General features: G+C 59.5%; 20 protein-coding genes. 14 read left to right on the top strand and 6 right to left on the bottom strand.

Going from position 1 to position 19,499, the window contains the following annotated elements; translation table 11 throughout:
• Position 1: 1 nt before the first annotated feature.
• From ACO08A_RS05580 to ACO08A_RS05565, 4 genes are all read right to left on the bottom strand, one after another.
• Positions 2 to 1,414 carry a bifunctional enoyl-CoA hydratase/phosphate acetyltransferase gene (locus ACO08A_RS05580; protein ID WP_422040197.1) on the bottom strand — a complete coding sequence of 471 codons (1,413 nt, stop codon included), beginning with the start codon at positions 1,412 to 1,414 and terminating at the stop codon, positions 2 to 4.
• A 118-nt stretch (positions 1,415 to 1,532) separates the two neighbouring features.
• Entirely contained in the window at positions 1,533 to 2,147 is a 615-nt protein-coding gene (locus tag ACO08A_RS05575) for a TadE/TadG family type IV pilus assembly protein (RefSeq protein WP_422040196.1), read from the bottom strand.
• The gene (locus ACO08A_RS05570) at positions 2,131 to 2,613 is read right to left on the bottom strand and encodes a TadE/TadG family type IV pilus assembly protein (protein WP_422040195.1); all 483 of its coding nucleotides are present in this window, start codon (positions 2,611 to 2,613) and stop codon (positions 2,131 to 2,133) included. Before ACO08A_RS05570 ends, ACO08A_RS05575 begins: the two co-directional genes overlap by 17 nt.
• A 98-nt stretch (positions 2,614 to 2,711) precedes the next feature.
• The gene (locus ACO08A_RS05565; RefSeq protein WP_421981398.1) at positions 2,712 to 3,089 is read right to left on the bottom strand and encodes a pilus assembly protein N-terminal domain-containing protein; all 378 of its coding nucleotides are present in this window, start codon (positions 3,087 to 3,089) and stop codon (positions 2,712 to 2,714) included.
• Positions 3,090 to 3,626: 537 nt separating this feature from the next.
• On the opposite strand from ACO08A_RS05565, the gene ACO08A_RS05560 reads away from it, so the two are divergent.
• From ACO08A_RS05560 to ACO08A_RS05515, 10 genes are all read left to right on the top strand, one after another.
• A complete protein-coding gene (locus ACO08A_RS05560) occupies positions 3,627 to 3,875 on the top strand; it encodes a Flp family type IVb pilin (protein ID WP_421981399.1) in 249 nt (82 codons plus the stop codon).
• 142 nt (positions 3,876 to 4,017) lie between these two features.
• Positions 4,018 to 4,533: an A24 family peptidase gene (locus ACO08A_RS05555; protein WP_422040194.1), complete on the top strand. Its 516-nt coding sequence runs from the start codon at positions 4,018 to 4,020 to the stop codon at positions 4,531 to 4,533.
• Positions 4,534 to 5,178: 645 nt separating this feature from the next.
• Positions 5,179 to 5,946: a Flp pilus assembly protein CpaB gene (gene cpaB / locus ACO08A_RS05550; protein ID WP_422040193.1), complete on the top strand. Its 768-nt coding sequence runs from the start codon at positions 5,179 to 5,181 to the stop codon at positions 5,944 to 5,946.
• Between the two features lie 38 nt (positions 5,947 to 5,984).
• Positions 5,985 to 7,394, top strand: a complete 1,410-nt coding sequence (locus tag ACO08A_RS05545; protein WP_421981402.1) for a type II and III secretion system protein family protein — start codon at positions 5,985 to 5,987, stop codon at positions 7,392 to 7,394.
• A 10-nt stretch (positions 7,395 to 7,404) separates the two neighbouring features.
• Complete coding sequence (locus ACO08A_RS05540) at positions 7,405 to 8,118, top strand: CpaD family pilus assembly protein (protein ID WP_422040192.1); 714 nt, start codon at positions 7,405 to 7,407, stop codon at positions 8,116 to 8,118.
• An 8-nt stretch (positions 8,119 to 8,126) separates the two neighbouring features.
• Positions 8,127 to 9,434, top strand: coding sequence for an AAA family ATPase (locus tag ACO08A_RS05535; RefSeq protein WP_422040191.1), 1,308 nt, complete (start codon positions 8,127 to 8,129; stop codon positions 9,432 to 9,434).
• Positions 9,435 to 9,464: 30 nt separating this feature from the next.
• Positions 9,465 to 10,994 carry a CpaF family protein gene (locus ACO08A_RS05530; protein WP_422040190.1) on the top strand — a complete coding sequence of 510 codons (1,530 nt, stop codon included), beginning with the start codon at positions 9,465 to 9,467 and terminating at the stop codon, positions 10,992 to 10,994.
• A 7-nt stretch (positions 10,995 to 11,001) separates the two neighbouring features.
• On the top strand, positions 11,002 to 12,021 hold the full coding sequence (locus ACO08A_RS05525) for a type II secretion system F family protein (RefSeq protein ID WP_422040189.1): 1,020 nt from the start codon (positions 11,002 to 11,004) through the stop codon (positions 12,019 to 12,021).
• A 9-nt stretch (positions 12,022 to 12,030) separates the two neighbouring features.
• Positions 12,031 to 13,014 carry a type II secretion system F family protein gene (locus ACO08A_RS05520; RefSeq protein WP_421981407.1) on the top strand — a complete coding sequence of 328 codons (984 nt, stop codon included), beginning with the start codon at positions 12,031 to 12,033 and terminating at the stop codon, positions 13,012 to 13,014.
• 161 nt (positions 13,015 to 13,175) lie between these two features.
• Positions 13,176 to 13,898, top strand: coding sequence for an RraA family protein (locus ACO08A_RS05515; RefSeq protein WP_422040188.1), 723 nt, complete (start codon positions 13,176 to 13,178; stop codon positions 13,896 to 13,898).
• Between the two features lie 54 nt (positions 13,899 to 13,952).
• On the opposite strand, the gene ACO08A_RS05510 is transcribed toward ACO08A_RS05515, so the two are convergent.
• The gene (locus ACO08A_RS05510; protein ID WP_421981409.1) at positions 13,953 to 14,735 is read right to left on the bottom strand and encodes a tetratricopeptide repeat protein; all 783 of its coding nucleotides are present in this window, start codon (positions 14,733 to 14,735) and stop codon (positions 13,953 to 13,955) included.
• Between the two features lie 184 nt (positions 14,736 to 14,919).
• Between ACO08A_RS05510 and ACO08A_RS05505 the strand changes: the two genes are divergently transcribed.
• Genes ACO08A_RS05505 through ACO08A_RS05495 form a run of 3 tightly spaced genes read left to right on the top strand, consistent with a single transcriptional unit; the run spans position 14,920 to position 17,631 of the window.
• Entirely contained in the window at positions 14,920 to 16,314 is a 1,395-nt protein-coding gene (locus ACO08A_RS05505; protein WP_422040187.1) for a leucyl aminopeptidase family protein, read from the top strand.
• Between the two features lie 60 nt (positions 16,315 to 16,374).
• The gene (locus tag ACO08A_RS05500) at positions 16,375 to 16,725 is read left to right on the top strand and encodes a MarR family transcriptional regulator (protein ID WP_421981411.1); all 351 of its coding nucleotides are present in this window, start codon (positions 16,375 to 16,377) and stop codon (positions 16,723 to 16,725) included.
• 33 nt (positions 16,726 to 16,758) lie between these two features.
• Positions 16,759 to 17,631, top strand: coding sequence for a C40 family peptidase (locus ACO08A_RS05495; RefSeq protein WP_422041718.1), 873 nt, complete (start codon positions 16,759 to 16,761; stop codon positions 17,629 to 17,631).
• Between the two features lie 22 nt (positions 17,632 to 17,653).
• On the opposite strand, the gene ACO08A_RS05490 is transcribed toward ACO08A_RS05495, so the two are convergent.
• Positions 17,654 to 18,844, bottom strand: a complete 1,191-nt coding sequence (locus ACO08A_RS05490; protein ID WP_422040186.1) for a DNA recombination protein RmuC — start codon at positions 18,842 to 18,844, stop codon at positions 17,654 to 17,656.
• A 125-nt stretch (positions 18,845 to 18,969) separates the two neighbouring features.
• Between ACO08A_RS05490 and def the strand changes: the two genes are divergently transcribed.
• The gene (gene def, locus ACO08A_RS05485) at positions 18,970 to 19,488 is read left to right on the top strand and encodes a peptide deformylase (protein WP_422040185.1); all 519 of its coding nucleotides are present in this window, start codon (positions 18,970 to 18,972) and stop codon (positions 19,486 to 19,488) included.
• Positions 19,489 to 19,499: the final 11 nt, after the last annotated feature.

The raw sequence follows: 19,499 nt of genomic DNA, 5'->3' as shown, positions 1-19,499 counted from the left end.
TTCAGTCGGCCTCGCGGTCCAGGATCCCGGCGGGGCTCCCGGTAGTCTGCCAGTGCGTATAGAGCATTGCGAGCGCGCACGAGGCCAGACGCGCCCGGCCATCATCGGCACGGCTTGTCAGCATCACGGGCACCTTGGCGCCGATGACGAGGCCGGCGGCCTCCGCATGGGCGATGAATGTCAACTCTTTGGCGAGCATGTTTCCTGCTTCGAGATTGGGAACGATCAGAACTTCCGCGTGACCCGCGACCAGCGACGTGATGCCCTTCGTCCGGGCCGCCTGCACGTCGATAGCGTTGTCCATGGCCAGCGGCCCGTCCACGATCGCACCCGTGATCTGGCCGCGCTCGGCCATTTTCGACAGCACCGCTGCATCAAGGCTGGACGGTATGGCTGGATTGACGGTCTCGATGGCCGACAGAATGCCGACGCGCGGCGTTTCGAGGCCGATCGAAATCGCCGCGTCGATCGCGTTCTGGGTGATGTCCACCTTGGTGTTGAGGTCCGGTGTGATGTTGATTGCCGCGTCGGAGATGAGGACCGGTGTTTTCCGGCCCGGGATGTCCATTGCGAACACGTGGCTGATCCGGCGTTTGGTGCGAAGTCCGCCGTCACGTTTCACCACGTGATGGAGCAGGTGGTCTGTGTGCAGATGACCTTTCATCACCGCCTTGACCTTGCCTTCGTGCACCAGGGCGACCGCGCGGCCCGCGGCCTCCATCTCGTCTTCGATATCGATCAGCTGGAAGGCGCTGATGTCTTCGTCGAGTTCCTTCGCGGCGCCTTCGATCCTGTCCCTCGCTCCGATCAGGATCGGGTGGATCAGGCCTTCGCGCGCGGCCATCAGCGCACCTTCCAGCGAGTTGGGATCATCAGGTGCAGCCACGGCCGTCGGCAGCGCCGGCAGCGTCTTGGCAAGCTCGATCATCTTGTTGAAATGGCGGTGCCGCTGAACGAGCAGGGCAGGAATGTTGCTTGCATCGAACTCGATGGTTTCGCCCGGCGCCCTGACTTCGGCAACGCCTTCCACCAGCCGGACACCGTCGCCACGCGTCACGGTCAGGTCGAAAACGATGATTTTCTCCGGTCGCTTTTCCTTTGCCGTCACTTTCACGTGCAGCTGGTCACCGACGGCGGCACCTTCGAGAAAGCGGAAGGACTGCGACTTGTAGATGGTTCCCGGCCCCGGCAGGATATTTCCCAGAACCGCAGATGCCAGGCAACCGACCCACATCGCGGGCGCGACGGGTTTGTCGACGACCCCGTCGCCGGTCCAGTCGGTGTCGGGCAGGTGAATCGGGTTGTGGTTTCCCGAGGCGTGCGCGAATACCAGCAGGTCGTTGCTGGAACACTCCCGCACGATTTCCGCGCAGTCGCCCACGTTGATCTGTTCGAAGGTCTTGTTTGTCGGCATCGGTCGTCTCACCCAGGATCTACAGGAGATATTGCAGCGCAACATCCATGCCTGAGATTACCCGGATTGTACGACGATACAAATACGCAAGTTTTGGTATCGGGGCGAAATGATCAGCTCAGCAATTGCTGCAGGTCACCGTTCCGGTGATCCGCGGCGAAAGATAATAGGTATCGCTGAGGTCGAGCGCCGACGGGCTCCAGTTGAAAATCCCCGTGAACAGACCGGTGAAGCTCGGTGTGTAGGTCAGGTTTGTCTGTCCAACCACGATGGAGGAGTTGGGAACGGCAACTGTTCCCGGAAGCGTGATCGGTGGGACGGCTCCCGAAGACCAGGGCTCCGTACCGGCCGAGTCCCGGCTCCAGTCGACGGTGGCATCGCCGTCTTCATCGAACGTGATGCTGGCGACGATGACCTGGAGATTGTCGGCGGGGTAGGGATCCAGAATCTTTTCGCCGATCACCAGGAGGGAATCCAGGTCACCGGTCGAGACACCCTCTTCCTGGGCGATCAAGTCGGCGATGGAGTTCGCGATACGGCTGACTTTCCGGTCCTGGTTGAGCGCCTCTGCCAGTTCGGTCATGCCGATCAGCAGCAGGAACATGAAGGGCAGGATCATGGCGAACTCGACCGCCGAAACGGCACGTTCGTCCTTGCACAGCCCTTTCGCGGCGTCCGATGTGATTTGCTTCGTGTCAATGAAGCTGTTTCTGACATCATTCCCAGGGTTCATTGCGGAATACCAAGGTTGAGGTGAGATAACGTTCCGTACCATTGTCATCAAGAGCGAGATTCAGCGCCGACGTCATCATCGGCCACTTGTAGATCACCTTGACGATGACGATGTTTCCGGCGCCGCCGATATTGTAGGCAAGATCGTCGTCATCCTTCAGGTTGCCCTCGGCGTCGTAGAGGCTGTCGGTCGATCCCGCGTCGGCGAATGACCCGACGCTGTCGACCTCAACGACGATCCGGTCGGCATCGCACATGAATGAAGGCATGAAATCGCAGATCTGGGTCTTGAACTGCTCGGCCGTCAAGCCGCTCGTATGCGCCTGGCCGGTTCTGATCATGCGGGCGGCGCTGATCACCGAGTTGTCGACCATGCGGTTCACCAACATCGACACGCCGACTTCGATGATACCGAAAACGATAATGAAGAATGGCAGAGCCACCATCGAAAACTCGACAGCGGTCACACCGTCCCGGTCCTTCGCGAAAGACTTGATCTTTCTCCTGCCTGGGAAGCACGTGCGTCTCAATCTGCCAATCATCGTTCTCTCACGTTTCTGGGCGGTTACTCGACGCCCGCAGCCTCGGCCGCCAGTGAATTCCTGTTGGTGGCCTGATCAGCTGCATTCTTGAAAGCTTCCAGACCATCGCCCAAGCGAAGCGTCGGCTCGCAGCTCGGGCTGCAGGAAAGGGATGTGCGCATGGACTTGCGGTAGACGGCAACCACGTCTTCGTCGGAAGCGCGCACTGTAATGACTTCATCGACGATCGGTTTGCTGTCGGCGTCCAGAATGACCAGATTGGTCGAACCGTAGCTCTTGCCGGTGACGACAACCGTGTTGTCGTCGAACAGCGAGACGTCCGCTATGAACGGGTTGCCAACGATCACGGCAGACGCGCCATCTTCAATCCGGAAGATTTTCGCACGATCCACTGTCACCATTACCGGTCCGTCCTGAGCCATTGCGGTGCTTGCTTGAACTGCCAACACAAGCACGCCAGTCCATCTGATTAGGTTCATAAACATGCTTATGAATACTCCATTCGTGTCGATCCTTTCGAGATGATGCCGCAAACGTGGTGAACGATCTGCTAACGCCGCGAAAATTAGAAAACACTGACTTTATTGTCAGGGGGCTGGTTGCGTTCGAATTGTTTTGAGATGATTTTCGAAACAGTTCCGAAGAAACTGCGCGCGAGAGAATGGAATCGGCCGTCTATTCGAGCGGCTTGAAAGTATGCGTTGGCAGAAGGTTGGCAAACTACACTCTCGCCTTTGAAAAGAATTACTCAGAAATAAGAAAAATTAGAAAATATAAAGAAAAACGGATTTCGTTTATAATAATACTTCAATACTATGTATGCATTAACTATTTTTTATCTATACCAAATTTTAACTATAGTTAAACATATCACGATTAATGCTGGTTTCTGTGGTCGCTTTAACTGGTTGGAAAGCTCTGAGCCCTAAGGTGAGTTCATGTTCGAACGGACCAAAAAAAGATCCGGCGAACTTGAAGCTGTCAACTCAGTGGTACTTGGAGCAAATACAATGAAATCTCTTATGAACCGTTTCGCTAAAGACGAATCTGGCGCAACTGCAATTGAATACGGCCTGATCGCTGGTCTTCTGTCCATCGTCATCATCGCCGCTGTTGCACTGGCCGGTACGTCCCTGACTGCCGTATTCAGCAACATCGCTGGCAAGCTCGACGATTCGATCAAGTAATCGTCGAACGACTTTACGGCACCTGGTCAGGTGCTCTGAAACGAAAACGGGCGGTTTACCGCCCGTTTTTTGTTGGCCTGTCCGTCTTTCGTTAACCTGGCCTGCCTAAAATCGACCCGACGAAACAAGAAACGGGTGCTTCATGCTCGAAGCTGCACTTTTGGTCGTATTTCCGATGCTGGTCGCCTTCGGCGGGGCGTCGGATCTGTTGACCATGACCATTCGGAACCGGGTTTCGATCCTGCTGATCGTAGGATTCGTCGCGTTGTCCCTTGCGAGCGGACTGCCGCTGGTAGCCTGGGGGACGCACGGGCTCGGCGCGCTTGTCGTGTTTCCGGTGTGTTTTTTGTTCTGGACGCTTGGCTGGATGGGCGGCGGTGATGCGAAGTTCCTGACCGCGATGGCCCTTTGGATCGGCTTCACGCCCGAACTTGCCGGCTTTGTTCTGCTCGTGTCGGTCTACGGAATGTTCCTGACGATGGGTCTGCTCTATATGAGGACCAACGTCGTTCTGCCCAACGCGCTCGCAAGACAGGAATGGATTGTGCGGCTGCATGACAGGAAAAGCGGGATCCCCTATGGAATCGCGATCGCGATTGCAGGTTTGCAGATCTATCCGATGACCACCTGGTTCCAGATGATCGGTACCGGTTACTAGGGGTACTTTCCGATGCCGCGGAAAGCCCACCTATATATATAGCGTCTTCACAGCCCCCCGATTGCCGCAAGAAACTGCCTTCACATTTGCGCCGGTTCTTTTTTCAGGCCGCTTCGCCAACTCCGTATGGCTTTGAACCGCCCAAGAGCGGTGTTGCGGGATCTGCAAGACAAGGTGAATTGCCCCGTACGCACTTCCGGCTGCGCGGATCGGCACAGTCGAACCCGTCTTTATGTTCGGAAACTGTTCCCGCGGTAGAGGTGAGCCCGTCCCGGGCTTGGCGCGCTCAACGCCCCCTTGATACGATGCCGCGACCGATTCCCTGGCTTGGACTGAGCCCGCACCCGGCTGAATCCTTCCCGGGAAACCGCATTTGTTGACGTAAATGCCGTTTTGTCGGCCATGCGTGCTCCGGCCGAGCTGATTGTGTTCGAAGAAAACTGTTGAAGAATGGTGCGCTCATGGCCGCGTATTCGGTCCAATTCGTTCTCATTTTCGCAAATTGAAAGCGATTTAGACGTTTTTTAGTAAAGTTAACGGAAATTAACCAAAAACTTCTACTCCTGGTTAACCATGTTTTGACCAATTACCCGTCATCCTATGCTCACAAAACGCATTTGCGCACAGGATCATTGGGTTTTTGCCATGAAATTCGCTCGAATCTTAGTACTGGTCGTCGCGGTGGTAGCAGGGCTGCTGGCATTTCGTATGGTCATGTTGTCAGGTGGCGGCGAACCCGCTCCACAAATTGTTCAGGCACCTGTCGAGACATCGAAGGTGAAGGTTCTGGTCGCGGAAGTCGACATTCCGCTCGGCGGGAAGCTGACCAATGACAATTTCGCCTGGGCCGACTGGCCAGAGGAGGCGCTGCCGAGGGGGTCGGTCACCAAGACAACCGACCCGACCGCGGAAAAGGAATTTCTGGGCCGAATCGCCAAGGCGCCGATTTTCGCCGGCGAACCGATCCGGCCGGAGCGTCTGATCAATACCGACAAGGGCTTCATGTCGGCGATCCTGCCGAAGGGCAAGCGCGCGATCGCAGTGAGCGTGGAAGAAGAGACGACCGCCGGCGGCTTCATCCTGCCGGGTGACAAGGTGGACCTCATCCTGACGCGGAACCTCGACGACATCGTCTTCAGCGAGACGATCCTGGAAAACAAGCGGGTCCTGGCGATCGACGCGACCACGGCTGGCGAACAGGACCAGAAGAACCTGTCGCCCAAGAAGACGGCCACCCTGGAGCTGACGCTCGCTGAATCGGAAATTGTCGCACAGGCGCAGCAGACAGGAACGATTTCCCTTGCTTTGCGCAGTGCACAGGACTCGGCGGACGACGCCGAAGAAGACAAAAGCCGCCGTAACGATGTGAGTTACGTGAAGTACGGCATCACCAGCAAGAAGGTCTCGAGATGAAACCGGATCTGACGAGGACCTCAAGCATGAGGGGCGCGATGAAAAACCAAATTCTCAGATTTGCAGCCGCTGCTGCAATCCTGGCGGCCTTCCTTTCGGCAACGGTGCCGGCAGCGCAGGCACAAAGCAATTTTCCCAGCCAGGTCCATGTTGCTGCAGGTGAACGTGCAAGCGGGCGGATCCTGAATGTCGGTATCGGCCGCTCGGTGGTCATCAATCTGGCGGAAGACGCGGCGGATGTCCTGATCTCCAACCCGGAAATCGCCGATGCGGTGCTCAGAACGCCGCGGCGGATCTTCGTTCTCGGAAACACGGCCGGGCAGGCCAGACTGGTCCTGTTCAGCCGCAGTGGCCGCGAACTGGCAAGCTTTGATATCCGCGTGGAAAGCGACACCTCGGATTTGGCCAGGATCATCCGGAAACTGATCCCAGGCTCGAACATCTCCGCTGAATCGGTCAACGGCAACGTCATCCTGAGCGGCACTGCGAGAAGCACGCTGGAGGCGCAGCAGGCAGCCGACATCGCGGCGCGTTTCCAGGGCGATGACAACGCGACGGACGTCGTCAATCTCATTACCGTCGAAGGCAAGGATCAGGTTCATCTGAAAGTGACCGTTGCCGAGGTCGAGCGGTCGATCATCAAGCAGCTCGGTGTCCAGTTCAACGGCAGTGTCGGTACCGGGAACTTCACGCCGAACTTCAGCAACCAGCCGGGCTTCAACGTCAACCCGTCGATCGTCAACCAGGCCACCGCAGGTGTCAGTTTCCTGAGCGGCGCGGCGTCGATCAACGCTGAGATCGAGGCCCTGCAGAGAGAAGGTGTCATCCGGACCCTCGCGGAACCGACGCTGACAGCCATTTCCGGCGAAAATGCAAGCTTCCTGGCAGGTGGTGAATTCCCGATCCCGATTGCCCAGGAAGACAACACGGTCACCGTCGAATTCAAGAAATTCGGTGTCGGCCTGGACTTCACACCGGTGGTTCTTTCGGAAGGCCGCATCAGCCTGCGCGTCCTGACGGAGGTGAGCGAGCTCAGCAATGAAGGTGCAGTGAGCGCCGGCGGCATCACCATCTCCGCGCTGAAGGTTCGGCGGGCCGAATCAACGGTGGAACTGCCGTCGGGCGGTACGCTGGTGATGGCAGGACTGCTGCAGGAATCCTACCAGCAGTCCATCGAAGGCATTCCCGGACTGATGCAGATCCCGATCCTGGGAGCCCTCTTCAAGAGCCGTGACTTCCTGCGCGATCAGACGGAGCTGACGGTCTTCGTGACACCTTACGTCGTCCGCCCGATCGCACGGAACAAGGTCGTACGGCCGGACAAGAACCTGATGCCGCCGTCGGACGCGGAGACGATCTTCCTGAACCGGCTAAACAAAATCTTCAATCCGACGGGTGACGTGGTTCAGAGCGAGTACCACGGCCAGGTCGGCTTTATCTACAAGTGAGGACGGACGGATGAAGACGAAAAAGACAGTCCGGTTATCTGCCGCATCCAAATCCCTCCTCCTGTTCGCAGGGTGCCTGGTTGTCGCAGGCTGCCAGAACAGGACCCAGAGCAACGCGGAATTGCTCGCCTCTCACGACTATCGGTACAGGCATCCGATCGTCATCACGGAGGAGCCGGAGACGCTGGACCTGCCGATCGGGCAGAACACGCGCAATCTGTACGGTCCGATCGAAGGCACGATCACGGCATTTGCCGTCGAATCCCGCAGAAAGGGAAATGGGGCCGTTGAAATTCTCGTGCCCTCGGGTGGTGCCAACGAAGCCGCCGTTCACGCGGTGACCGGAGACATCAGGCACGCATTGCAGCGTGGTGGCGTCAGCCGGTCCCGGATCTCGACGCGGACCTACGCGGTACAGGATCCCAAGGCCGAAGCGCCGATCCGCCTGTCCTATGCGGCGATGCAGGCAACCGCCGGACCTTGCGGGGCCTGGCCGAAAAATATCGGCGGCGGCATCGGCGAAAACACCGAATACGAAAACTTCGGTTGTGCGACACAATCGAACCTCGCGGCGATGGTCGACAATCCTTCGGACCTGCTGACGCCGCGGGCGTCTACTCCGGCTGATCAGGCACGGCGCGCCGTCGTGATCGAAAACTACCGCACGGGTTCCAACACCACCAGCACATACACTGAGGGTGTCGGCGCGGAAGTCTCAGAATAGGTGGAAGCATGAGCACGAACGCAGAACTACAGGACACGCCGGGCTATCTCGATCCTATGTCGGAACCTGCTGAAAACCAGTACGCAGGGGCTGAGGATACGGCGAATATCGGATCTGTGCCGAGGATTACCGTGCACGGCTTCTGCCTGACCGATGCGACCATGCACATGGCCGAAACGGCGATGGAAGACCGCCGGATGGCGAAGGCGCATCTCAAGCTGGAAATGGGCGGCATACCCGCGGCCATCGACGTCTTCGCCCAGGCACCGACGCCCAACCTGATCATGGTGGAGACCAACGGGCAGCGCGAAGAGCTCCTGACCAGTCTCGATCAGCTGGCCGAGTATTGCGACGCGGGCACGAAGGTGATCGTGATCGGCAACATGAACGACGTTCTTCTCTACCGCGAGCTGATCGCGCGCGGCGTGAGCGAATATCTGATCAGTCCCGTGAATGTCTATCAGTTGATCGGCGCGATCGCGGAGTTGTACGCGGATCCCGAATCCGAACCTCTGGGCCGGACGACCGCGTTTTTCGGCATAAAGGGCGGTTGCGGATCGTCCACCATCGCACACAACTGCGCATGGGTGCTGGGACGCAATTTCCAGAGTGAAGTCGTCGTCACGGATCTCGACCTGCCGTTCGGAACGGCGGGCCTGGACTACAACCAGGATCCGCTGCAGGGGGTCTTTGAAGCGATTTCCTCGCCCGACCGTCTGGATGAAACATATCTCGACCGCATCCTTTCCAAGTGCAGCGAGCATCTGAGCTTGCTGGCAGCACCGGCCACGCTGGAAAGAACGTATGACCACAGCGAAAAGTCGTTCGAGCTGTTGTTTGAAACGATGCGCGCCAGTGTGCCCAACGTCGTGCTTGACGTTCCGCATACCTGGAACGCCTGGGTCAAGAATACGCTTTTGAATGTGGACGAGATCGTTCTCGTGGCGGAACCCGATCTGGCCAATCTGCGCAATGCGAAAAATGCCGTCGACATGCTGAAGCAACTGCGTCCCAATGACCGTGCGCCGCATCTCGTCATGAACAAGGTCAATGTTCCCAAGCGGCCGGAAATCAAGCCGGACGAGTTTGCAAGTGCCCTCGGGCTCACGGTCCAGGCGGCCATTCCCTTTGAGCCGCACCTGTTCGGAACAGCGGCGAACAACGGCCAGATGATCAGTGAAATGGACGGAAAGCACGCCGTGGCTCGTCAGTTCGACGACCTCGCAAATGCCATTTCCGGCAAGGTTCAGCCGCCGAAGGTGACGCGGTCTGGGCTAGGTGGCTTGTTTTCTAAATTGAAACGAAAGTCCGGTTAACTGGTTCGTAAGCGGAGCTGAAAGATCGCTATGTTTGGAAGACGCGGCAATTCATCGTCTGGAGCGCAGACAGCACGTCCGGAAGGCGTCCCCGGGGGCGCACCGGAACCGTCTGCGGAAACGCCAACTCCGGCCCCGTCCGTTGAGCCGGAAGCCCAGGCCAAGCCCGCGGAGAGCGAAAAGGCACCCGCTCCGGCAGCTGCGCCTGCAGCGGCGCCTGCGCCGGCACCGGAAGCCAAGGCACCTGCGCCCGCACCGAAAAAGAAGAACAACGAATATTACGAAACCAAGGCGCAGATCTTCAACGCACTTGTCGAAGCGATCGACCTGTCGCAGCTGGCCCGTCTCGACGCCGAAGATGCCCGTGACGAGATCCGGGACGTCGTCAACGACATCATCGCCCTGAAAAATGTCATCATGTCCATCGCCGAGCAGGAAGACCTGCTGGAGGACATCTGCAACGACGTTCTGGGCTATGGGCCGCTGGAACCGCTTCTTGCGCGCGACGACATCGCCGACATCATGGTGAACGGGGCGCACACGGTCTATATCGAGACTGCGGGCAAGGTCGAGCAGACGGGCGTGAACTTCCGCGACAATGCCCAGCTGATGAATATCTGTCAGCGGATCGTGAGCCAGGTCGGCCGCCGCGTCGATGACGCGAGCCCGATCTGTGACGCGCGCCTGCCCGACGGTTCTCGCGTGAACGTGATTGCGCCGCCGCTTTCGATCGACGGTCCCGCGCTCACCATTCGTAAGTTCAAGAAGGACAAGCTCACCCTCGACCAGCTCACCAAGTTCGGCTCGATAACCCCGGAAGGGGCGACGATCCTCCAGATCATCGGGCGCTCACGGTGTAACGTCCTGATTTCCGGCGGTACCGGTTCGGGCAAGACGACACTCCTGAACTGTCTGACCGCCTATATCGAGAGCACCGAGCGCATCATCACATGCGAGGACTCCGCGGAACTTCAGCTCCAGCAGCCTCACGTCGTGCGCCTTGAGACACGTCCGCCCAATCTGGAAGGTGAGGGCGAGATCACGATGCGCGATCTCGTGAAGAACTGTCTGCGTATGCGTCCTGAGCGCATCATCGTGGGCGAGGTGCGCGGACCGGAAGCCTTCGACCTGCTGCAGGCCATGAACACGGGTCACGATGGTTCGATGGGAACGCTTCACGCCAACTCGCCCCGCGAAGCCCTTTCCAGGCTTGAATCCATGATCACGATGGGTGGCTTCTCGCTGCCGTCCAGAACGCTCCGGGAAATGATCGTCTCGTCGATCGACGTTGTCGTTCAGGCCGCCCGCCTGCGCGACGGATCCCGCCGTATCACCCATGTGACCGAAGTGGTTGGCATGGAAGGTGACATCATCACGACGCAGGACGTCTTCCTCTACGACATTGTCGGTGAAGATCCGAATGGACGCATCATCGGCCGCCACCGTTCCACCGGGATTGGACGGCCGAAATTCTGGGAGCGTGCGCGTTATTTTGGCGAGGAATCGCGTTTGGCACAGGCACTCGATGCTGCCGAACTGCCTGACTATGTAGCGGAATGAGAAGCGGATGTCCGGATTTGAAGACTTTTTGACCCCACAGGTGACCGGGATCGCCGTAGCGCTTCTCGTCATGTTCGCCGTCGGCGGTTTGATTTTCAGCCTGTTCGCGCCCTCGCTTTCCGGAACGAAACGCCGCGACCAGCGCATGCTGGCGGTGGCGGCACGGCCGCAATCTGAAAAACAGCGGAAGCAGATCCGGGACAATGACCGGCGCAAGAAGTCGATCCAGGATCAGCTGAAGGACTTCGAGGAAAGGCAGAAGGCCAAGCACCACCGGCAGCAGAAAGTGTCGCTGAAGGTCAAGATGGAGCAGGCGGGCCTTGGCTGGGAGATGAAGCATTTCGTCATTTTCAGCATCTTCTCCTGCCTGATCTTCCTCGTGGTCGGGTTCGTTGCCAGCGGCAACCTCTGGATCACGTTCGCGGCCGGCTTCGCCGGTGCTCTCGGCTTTCCGCGCTGGTATGTCGGCAACAAGCGCAAGCGCCGCTTCAACCAGTTCCTGGCGGAATTGCCCAACGGTGTGGATATCATCGTGCGCGGCGTGAAGGCGGGCCTGCCGCTTGCGGACTGTATCAAGGTGGTTGCCCGCGAATCCCGCGAGCCGGTGGCAACCGAATTCCGCAAGATCACCGAAACCCAGGTCATGGGCCTTTCCCTTGCAGATGCCGTTGCCAAGCTGCCAGAACGTGTACCGGTCGCGGAGGCCAACTTCTTCGCGATCGTGGTCGCCATTCAGCAAAAGGCCGGTGGCGGTCTGGCCGAAGCGCTCGGAAACCTGTCCAAGGTTCTGCGCGGCCGCAAATCGCTCAAGGGTAAGATCCAGGCACTGAGCTCGGAAGCCAAGTCGTCAGCGATGATCATCGGCGCGATGCCGTTCGGTGTTGGCGGCATCATCTACCTGATTGCGCCGGACTACATCAGCCTGCTGTTCACCACCACGGGTGGCAACATCATCATCGGCGGATGCCTCTTCTGGATGTTCATCGGCATCATGGTCATGCGTCACATGATCAACTTCGACTTTTAAGGGGGCGGCATGGATCTGGAATCAATTGCATCGAGCCAGTTTCTTGCAGGGTTGCTCGCCATGGTCGCGGTCACCGGCACGATCTTCTCGCTGGTGGCACCCATCCTGTCGCGGGACACGCTGAAGACCCGCATGAAGTCGGTCGCCCTGGAGCGCGACAAGCTGCGCGCCAAGGAGCGCGCACGGTTGCAGGCCAACCAGCAACAGGACGCTCGCGCGTCCCTTCGCAATCAGCCGAAGGCTCAGATGAAGAGCCTGGTCGACCAGCTCAACCTGAGGGAAATGCTTTCCGATGAAAGCACGAACGACAAGTTGAGAATGGCCGGCTATCGCGGTACTGCGCCGCTCTACTATTACCTGACGGCGCGCGTTGCCATTCCGGTCGTGCTGCTGGTCATTGCGCTGTTCTATTCGCTCGTGGTTATCCCGGACTGGTTGCCGACGGTGACCAAGGTGTGCCTGTCCATTGCGGTCGCCGGCGTCGGCGCGTTTCTGCCGAACCTGTTCCTTAAGAACAAGATCGACAAGCGCAAGCTCAACATCCAGCGTGCCTGGCCGGATGCGCTCGACCTCATGCTGATCTGCGTCGAATCGGGCATGTCCATCGAGGGCGCCTTTCAGAAGGTCGCTGAAGAGGTCGGGATCCAGTCAGTCGACCTGGCCGAGGAATTGTCGCTGACGACAGCCGAGCTGTCCTATCTCAGCGAACGCCGCACGGCATACGAAAACCTTGCCAAACGCACGGGTGTGGATGGTGTCAAGAACGTGATGATGGCGCTTGTTCAGGCAGAACGGTACGGTACGCCGGTCGGCACCGCCATTCGCACGATGGCGGACGATACGCGCGAGCAGCGCATGCTGTTCGCCGAACAGAAAGCTGCGTCCTTGCCGCCGAAGCTGACGGTTCCGATGATCATTTTCTTCCTGCCGGTCCTGTTCTTCATCATCATGAGCCCGGCGGTCATGCAGGTCATGGACCTGGAAGGTTTCTGAAGATCAAAAAGGGGGCCCGAACCGGCCCGCTGAAATGCACAAGTACGAAAAACCCCGCCGGTATCTGATGACCGGCGGGTTTTTTCGTTTTTGCCGTCCTGTTCTTCGTCCGAAGTGACTTGTCAATCCGGCAGCGGAATCCGACAACTGCCGGGGATGTCATGACAACGGCGAAGGAGATCGACATGATCGAAGCCCCTCCAATCCTCACGATCAAGGCCTCGATGAGGCGGCCGACGGAGCAGCAGATCGCGTCTTTTCAGGATGTATCGACCGGATTTGTGGTCGATGCGCTTCACGGCGGAGGCGCCTTGTCGCGCAACATCGCGCCCGTCGGATTTGGACGGGACCTGGACTGCGTTGCGGCGGGACCGGCACTCACCGCCGATTGCGGCGCTGCCGACGTGCTGGCCGCATTCGCCGCGCTCAAATACATTCGGCCCGGCGATATCGTGGTCTCTGCCTTTGCAGCTCACACCGGTTGCGCCGCCGGTGGCGATGGTCTCGTCGGCATGATGAGGAATTGCGGGGCGGCGGGGTTCGTTACCGATGGCCCGATGCGCGACTACACCGGAATCGTGAAGGTCGGCCTTCCGGTCTGGTGCGCCGGCATAACGCCGGCATCGCCGCACATGTCAGGACCCGGAACCGTCGGCATGCCGGTCCAGATCGGCGGACAGGAGGTGGAGACGGGGGACATGATCGTTGCCGACCGGGATGGCGTGGTGGTCGTCCCGTTCGAAAGACTGGACGATGTCATTGCCAGCCTTGAAAAAGTGCGCGCGGCAGAACACGCGCAGGACGAAAGGGTAGCCGCCGGAATGCGTGTCCCCGACTGGGTCGGGGACCTGCTGGAAAGCGATCGGGTACGGATCACGGACTAGGCGATGGACCCATAAATGAGGGGGAAGACGGGTGCTGCCGCTCGCAGGTCTGCGTCAGCTGCGCTGACGGCTCTGCATCATCGTCTGCAGATAGGCGATATTCGCCTTGGCCTGCCGCGGATCAAGCTCGGAGGTGGCAACCTCGACGGCTTCTTCGACTTTTCCCTGAATGCCCAGAACGAGCGCCAGGTTCTGGCGTACGCGGCTATCCGCACCGGGCAGGCTGGCGGCGCGTCTCAGGGTGTATTCGGCGTCTGGCAGCTTGTTCGACAGGAGATAGGACAGTCCGAGATTGTTCAAGAGGCTCGGGTCGTCCGGCGCGATCTTGAGCGCCTGCTTGTAAAGGCTGCGTGCCTTTTCATGCTTGCCTGTCTGGTCGTAGATCGCGGCTTCCGCCGACATGATCTTCCAGTCGGGCAGGTCGGGCCGCTGTGCGCGGCGGAGCACGTTGAGGGCTTCGTCAAACCGGCCGTTCATCGCAAGGATCTTGCCATAGGCGGAGGCAATCTCGCGGTCTTTCTGGTGCGCGATGACGCCTGCTCTCAGCACTGCCAGTGATTGTTCGATCTGGCCGTTCTGGTTGAGCGCGTTGGCGTAGCCGAGCACCGCGGTCCGGTTGCTGCGGTCTTTTTCGTAGGTCTTGGCCCATTTGGAGACTTCCGCCCGCGCCAGGTTTGAGCCCGGGCTGACGGTGTGCGTGCCGTTGGCAGGAGAATAGGTGCCGGTATTGGACTTGTTCGACGCGCATCCGGTTACCAGCGCAAGTGCGGTCAAGGCCACGAGCGCAGACGCCACTCTGTTGCGGCGTGAGACGGATCCTGTTCTGGGCGCTTGCATTTTCAACATCCTTGTTGTCCGCAGCTGTGAAGGTCCCTTAGAGAAATAAATAATTAACCCTAATGGATGGTTAAGCACCGTTGCGATTTGCAAGAAAGGTGGGCGAATTTACACCCGTATTGCGTCTTTCGCGAAGGCGGCTTACCTGTGGAGACCGGCAATCCCGTTTCATGGAGTTTCAAACGTGCGCGAATCCCTGGTCCGCAAGTCCGACATGCCCAACGCAACCCCGATCATTGCGGTCACGGAGGCGACGCTTGACAGCACTCTTTCAGAGCTCGGGGACAGTGCAGGCCAATGGTGCAGTTTCAATGCATTCACGGGCAAACCCGCGTCCTCATTGCTGATCCCCGGGGCCGAAAGGCATGGCACAGCGGTTCTGTTCGGCGTTGAAGACAGCGGCTTGCCGCACCCCTTTGCGCTTGGCGCGCTCGTCAAAAGCCTGCCGAAAGGGGACTACGCCCTTGCAGACGGGTTCCCCGATCCGGACCAGGCCGCGCTCGGGTTCGGCCTGTCGTCCTATCGCTTCGAGCGCTACCTGAAGCCGTCCGGCAAGGTTTCCCGGCTGGGCGTCGGCACGGATGTCGATCTGGACCGGATCGGCATCATTCTGGATGGCGTGCAGCTGGCGCGCGATCTGATCAACACGCCCGCGAATGACCTGGGTCCGGAGGAACTGGCTGCTGCTGTCGCCGATCTTTTTCAGAAGCATGGCGGCGCGGGGCACATTGTCGTGGGCGAGGATCTGCTGACGCAGGATTTCCCGATGGTGCACGCGGTCGGGCGTGCCAGCTCCAGGGCGCCGCGCCTTGCCGATTTCACGTGGGGCAAGGACACCGATCCCAAGGTGACGCTTGTCGGCAAGGGGGTCGTCTTCGATACGGGCGGTCTCAATCTCAAGCCGGGCAACTCCATGTCGCTGATGAAAAAGGACATGGGCGGAGCGGCAAACGTCCTGGGTCTTGCTTCGATGATCATGGCGGCCGGGCTGCCCGTGCGTTTGCGTGTTATTGTCCCCTGCGTCGAAAATGCCGTTGCCGGTAGCGCCTTCCGTCCGGGTGACGTGCTGGCGAGCCGCAAGGGGTTGAGCGTGGAGATCGGCAACACCGATGCGGAAGGCCGGCTCATACTGGGCGACGCGCTTGCGCTCGCAGACGAGGAAACGCCGGATCTCATGATCGACATGGCAACGTTGACCGGTGCGGCGCGCGTTGCCCTCGGACCGGATCTGCCGCCTTTCTACACGCATGACGAGGGCCTTGCCGATGACATTGCCGTCGTTTCGGAAGCCTCGGCCGATCCCCTGTGGCGTCTGCCGCTCTGGCAGCCCTACATGAAGTATCTCGACAGCAAGGTTGCGGACATCAATCACATCAACACGTCCGGCACCGGCTTTGCCGGCTCGATCACCGCCGCCCTGTTCCTGTCGCGCTTTGTCGAGAACACGGAGAGCTGGGTGCATTTCGACATCTACGGATGGGCACCTGCGGACAAGCCCGGCAAGACGGCAGGTGGCGATACGCAGGGCATCAGGTGTCTCTTCGACGTCATCTCCGAGCGATATGCCACCTCACAATAACGGGTCCGAAACGTTTTTGTGTTTCGATACCCATGGCCAAGGAGTAAAATCGGTTCGGTCATGGTTGTCGACATACGCGCCTCTCAGGCACTGAAATTGTTGCATGAAGTCAACCTGGCGCTGGTGCGGGACAGCGAGCAGGACCTGTCGGCGCGCCAGTTGACGATCCTCCTGACGGTCTATCTCGAGCCGCCGCCGCACACGGTGCGCGGTCTTGCCGCCAAGCTGAACGTAACCAAGCCGGCCATCACCCGGGCACTTGACACGCTCGGCGGTCTCCGGCTGCTGTCGCGCAAGCGCGACGAGGCCGACAAGCGCAACGTGATCATCACGCGTACGGTCGAGGGCGCTCTTTACCTCGAACACCTGGGCGATCTCGTGGTAGACAAGGCCCGGGAACTCCCCCGATAGCCGTCACATGCCTGTTTGGAAACCGATTTGAAAATGAAAAACCTGTTCGACCGCCGCCTTCACCCGGTCCGCCTCGATCTGGCGGCACTGGATTATCAGGGGCGGGTCGAAGCCGAGCGCTTCGTCGAGGGCGAGGTTCTGCAGGTAACGGCCGACAGTCTCGCCATGCGGCCGGACCCCCGGCCGGATTGTCCCATCGATACCGAGGTCCTTTGCGGTGAGTGGATGACCGTCTACGAGAAGACCGCGGAAGGCTGGGCGTGGGGTCAACTGGACACGGACGGATATGTCGGCTGGATTTCTTCGGACGGACTGGGACCGGTGAAGGCGGCAACGCACCGGGTTCGGGCGCTTCGAACCTATCGCTATCCGGGCCCGGATCTGAAGTTCCCGCCGCTGGGCTTTCTCTCGATCGGCTCGAAGGTGACGGTCGTCGGCGAAACGGAAACGCGCGGGTTGACATATGCGCTGTTGAGCGACGGCTCGGCGGTTGTCGGCAAGCATCTGGTCGGCCTTGACGACGTTGCGACGGACTGGGTCGGCGTTGCCGAGGAAATGCTGGGCACCCCGTACCTGTGGGGAGGGCGCACCAGTGTGGGGCTGGATTGCTCAGCGCTTGTCCAGCTGGCCGCGCAGGCCGGTGGTATCGACATCCCGCGCGACAGTGACATGCAGGAACACAATGCCGGGCATGAAATCCCGCACGATGATCCATCGGCTTTCCGGCGCGGGGATCTCGTGTTCTGGAAGGGGCATGTCGGGATTGTCACCGGACCCAACATGCTACTGCATGCAAACGGGTTTACGATGACGGTCGCCTACGAGCCGCTCGACAGCGCGGTCGAGCGTATTGCTGCGACGGAATGGGGCGCGGTCACCAACGCCCGCCGGCTGGACACGCCCTGACGGATTTGGCTGGGGTTCGGACCTAGGCTTTCGGAGCCAGCGACAGCTGCGGCTCACGGGGCTCGGCCACCTCTTCGCGTTGCGCTTCCGCTTCTCCGAGCTCCAGGTCCTCGATCTTGCGGCTCCGCTTGGTGATCTTGTCTGTAGAGATGAGGATCTGGTCGATATCCTTGTTCGCCTGCGCGAAATGGGACTGCAGCTTGCCGACCCGGTCGTTGAGACGGCCGACATCCGTAATCAGGTGACCGACTTCCGCCTGGATGAGATGCGCCTGTTCACGCATCTTGGCATCCCGCAGGACCGACTGGATCACCTGGATCGACAGCATCAGCAGCGACGGTGACACGATCACCACCCGGGACCGGTGTGCCTTCTGGATCAGGTCTTCGAAGCCCTCGTTCAGCTCCGCGAATACGCTTTCGGACGGAACAAACAGGAACGCCGTGTCCTGTGTTTCGCCCGGCAGAAGATATTTCTCGCTGATGTCCTGAATGTGTTTGGCAAAGTCCCGGCGGAACTGGGACTGCGCGTATTTCAGCTGTTCCTCCGTTTCCGCGTTGCGCAGGAGGTTGAAGGCCTCGAGCGGAAACTTCGCATCGATTGCCAGGGACGGTGCGCCGTTCGGCATGTGAATGAGGCAATCCGGGCGGCTGTTGTTGGAAAGCGTCGCCTGGAACGAGTAAGTGCTGGGCGCCATCTGGTCCTGGATGATCGCTTCCATCCGGCCCTGCCCGAAGGCACCCCGCGTCTGCTTGTTCGACAGGATCGCCTGCAGCTGGCCGACCTGCCCGGACAGGTCGGTGATGGTTCGCTGTGCCCGGTCAATGACTGCGAGACGCTCGTGCAACTGCCTCAGGCCGTCCTGGGTTTTCTTGGTCGTGTCGGACATGGACAGGCCGAGCTTGTGCCCCATGCCGTCGAGACGTTCGTTGACGGCGCGCATCATGTCAGACTGGCGCGTGCCGAAGACTTCCGCCATCGTCTGCATGCGGCCCGTCATTTCGCCCTGGGATTTCAGAAGCTGCGACAGATGGCTTTCCAGTTCGTGGATACGCTCCGTCGCGGCACTGTCCGCGTCCGCGCGTTCGCGGATCTGGCGCATGGTCTTCAGTACCAGCCAGACAATCAACGCAAGCAGGAACAGGCCGCCCGCAATGGCAGCCTCAAGCGCCGTCACCGGACGGCCACTCACCTCAAACAGAATCTCGTTCATGAAACAAACATAGAACGATTCGGTCGCAAGGCACATCCGCAACCGGATCCGGAAACGTTGAAAACACGCCTGAAGCCCTTGATTTCCGCGTTGACCCCCGCCGCGCTTTTGCCTATGTCAGGCGCATGACAAAACGCCCGATCATTACAATCCCGGACCCGGTCCTGCGCGAGGTCTGTACGCCGATCTCGACGGTCGACGATGACATCCGCGCGCTCTCCGACGATATGCTGGAGACCATGTACGATGCCCCCGGTATCGGTCTGGCGGCGAGCCAGATCGGCATTCTGAAGCGCATGTTCGTGCTGGACGTCGCAAAGGAAGATGCGCCCAAGGAACCGATGGTTTTCATCAATCCGGAGATCGTCTGGTCGAGCGAAGACATGTCGGTCTATCAGGAAGGCTGCCTGTCGATCCCGGAATATTTCGAGGATGTCGAACGCCCGGCCGAGGTGACCGTGCAGTTTCTCGACCGGGACGGCGCGCAGAAGGAGATCAGGGCCGACGGATTGCTGGCGACCTGCATTCAGCACGAGCTTGACCATCTCAACGGGAAACTGTTCATTGATTACCTGTCGAAGCTGAAGCGCGACCGGGTCGTCAAGAAATTCACCAAGCAGGCAAAACTCGCCGGCAAGATCTGACAGCGGAAAGG

The sequence above is a fragment of the Roseibium sp. genome, assembly GCF_965232425.1.
GTDB lineage: Bacteria > Pseudomonadota > Alphaproteobacteria > Rhizobiales > Stappiaceae > Roseibium.
The sequence above is the reverse complement of the archived record's forward strand: the minus strand, read 5'-3'. Positions and strand labels throughout refer to the sequence as shown.

Coding starts and splice junctions, on each gene's coding strand:
- ACO08A_RS05580 (WP_422040197.1), bottom strand. CDS start 1,414: ATGCCGACAAACAAGACCTTCGAACAGATCAACGTGGGCGACTGCGCG.
- ACO08A_RS05575 (WP_422040196.1), bottom strand. CDS start 2,147: ATGAACCCTGGGAATGATGTCAGAAACAGCTTCATTGACACGAAGCAA.
- ACO08A_RS05565 (WP_421981398.1), bottom strand. CDS start 3,089: ATGGTGACAGTGGATCGTGCGAAAATCTTCCGGATTGAAGATGGCGCG.
- ACO08A_RS05560 (WP_421981399.1), top strand. CDS start 3,627: ATGTTCGAACGGACCAAAAAAAGATCCGGCGAACTTGAAGCTGTCAAC.
- ACO08A_RS05555 (WP_422040194.1), top strand. CDS start 4,018: ATGCTCGAAGCTGCACTTTTGGTCGTATTTCCGATGCTGGTCGCCTTC.
- cpaB (WP_422040193.1), top strand. CDS start 5,179: ATGAAATTCGCTCGAATCTTAGTACTGGTCGTCGCGGTGGTAGCAGGG.
- ACO08A_RS05545 (WP_421981402.1), top strand. CDS start 5,985: ATGAAAAACCAAATTCTCAGATTTGCAGCCGCTGCTGCAATCCTGGCG.
- ACO08A_RS05540 (WP_422040192.1), top strand. CDS start 7,405: ATGAAGACGAAAAAGACAGTCCGGTTATCTGCCGCATCCAAATCCCTC.
- ACO08A_RS05535 (WP_422040191.1), top strand. CDS start 8,127: ATGAGCACGAACGCAGAACTACAGGACACGCCGGGCTATCTCGATCCT.
- ACO08A_RS05530 (WP_422040190.1), top strand. CDS start 9,465: ATGTTTGGAAGACGCGGCAATTCATCGTCTGGAGCGCAGACAGCACGT.
- ACO08A_RS05525 (WP_422040189.1), top strand. CDS start 11,002: ATGTCCGGATTTGAAGACTTTTTGACCCCACAGGTGACCGGGATCGCC.
- ACO08A_RS05520 (WP_421981407.1), top strand. CDS start 12,031: ATGGATCTGGAATCAATTGCATCGAGCCAGTTTCTTGCAGGGTTGCTC.
- ACO08A_RS05515 (WP_422040188.1), top strand. CDS start 13,176: ATGACAACGGCGAAGGAGATCGACATGATCGAAGCCCCTCCAATCCTC.
- ACO08A_RS05510 (WP_421981409.1), bottom strand. CDS start 14,735: ATGCAAGCGCCCAGAACAGGATCCGTCTCACGCCGCAACAGAGTGGCG.
- ACO08A_RS05500 (WP_421981411.1), top strand. CDS start 16,375: ATGGTTGTCGACATACGCGCCTCTCAGGCACTGAAATTGTTGCATGAA.
- ACO08A_RS05495 (WP_422041718.1), top strand. CDS start 16,759: ATGAAAAACCTGTTCGACCGCCGCCTTCACCCGGTCCGCCTCGATCTG.
- ACO08A_RS05490 (WP_422040186.1), bottom strand. CDS start 18,844: ATGAACGAGATTCTGTTTGAGGTGAGTGGCCGTCCGGTGACGGCGCTT.
- def (WP_422040185.1), top strand. CDS start 18,970: ATGACAAAACGCCCGATCATTACAATCCCGGACCCGGTCCTGCGCGAG.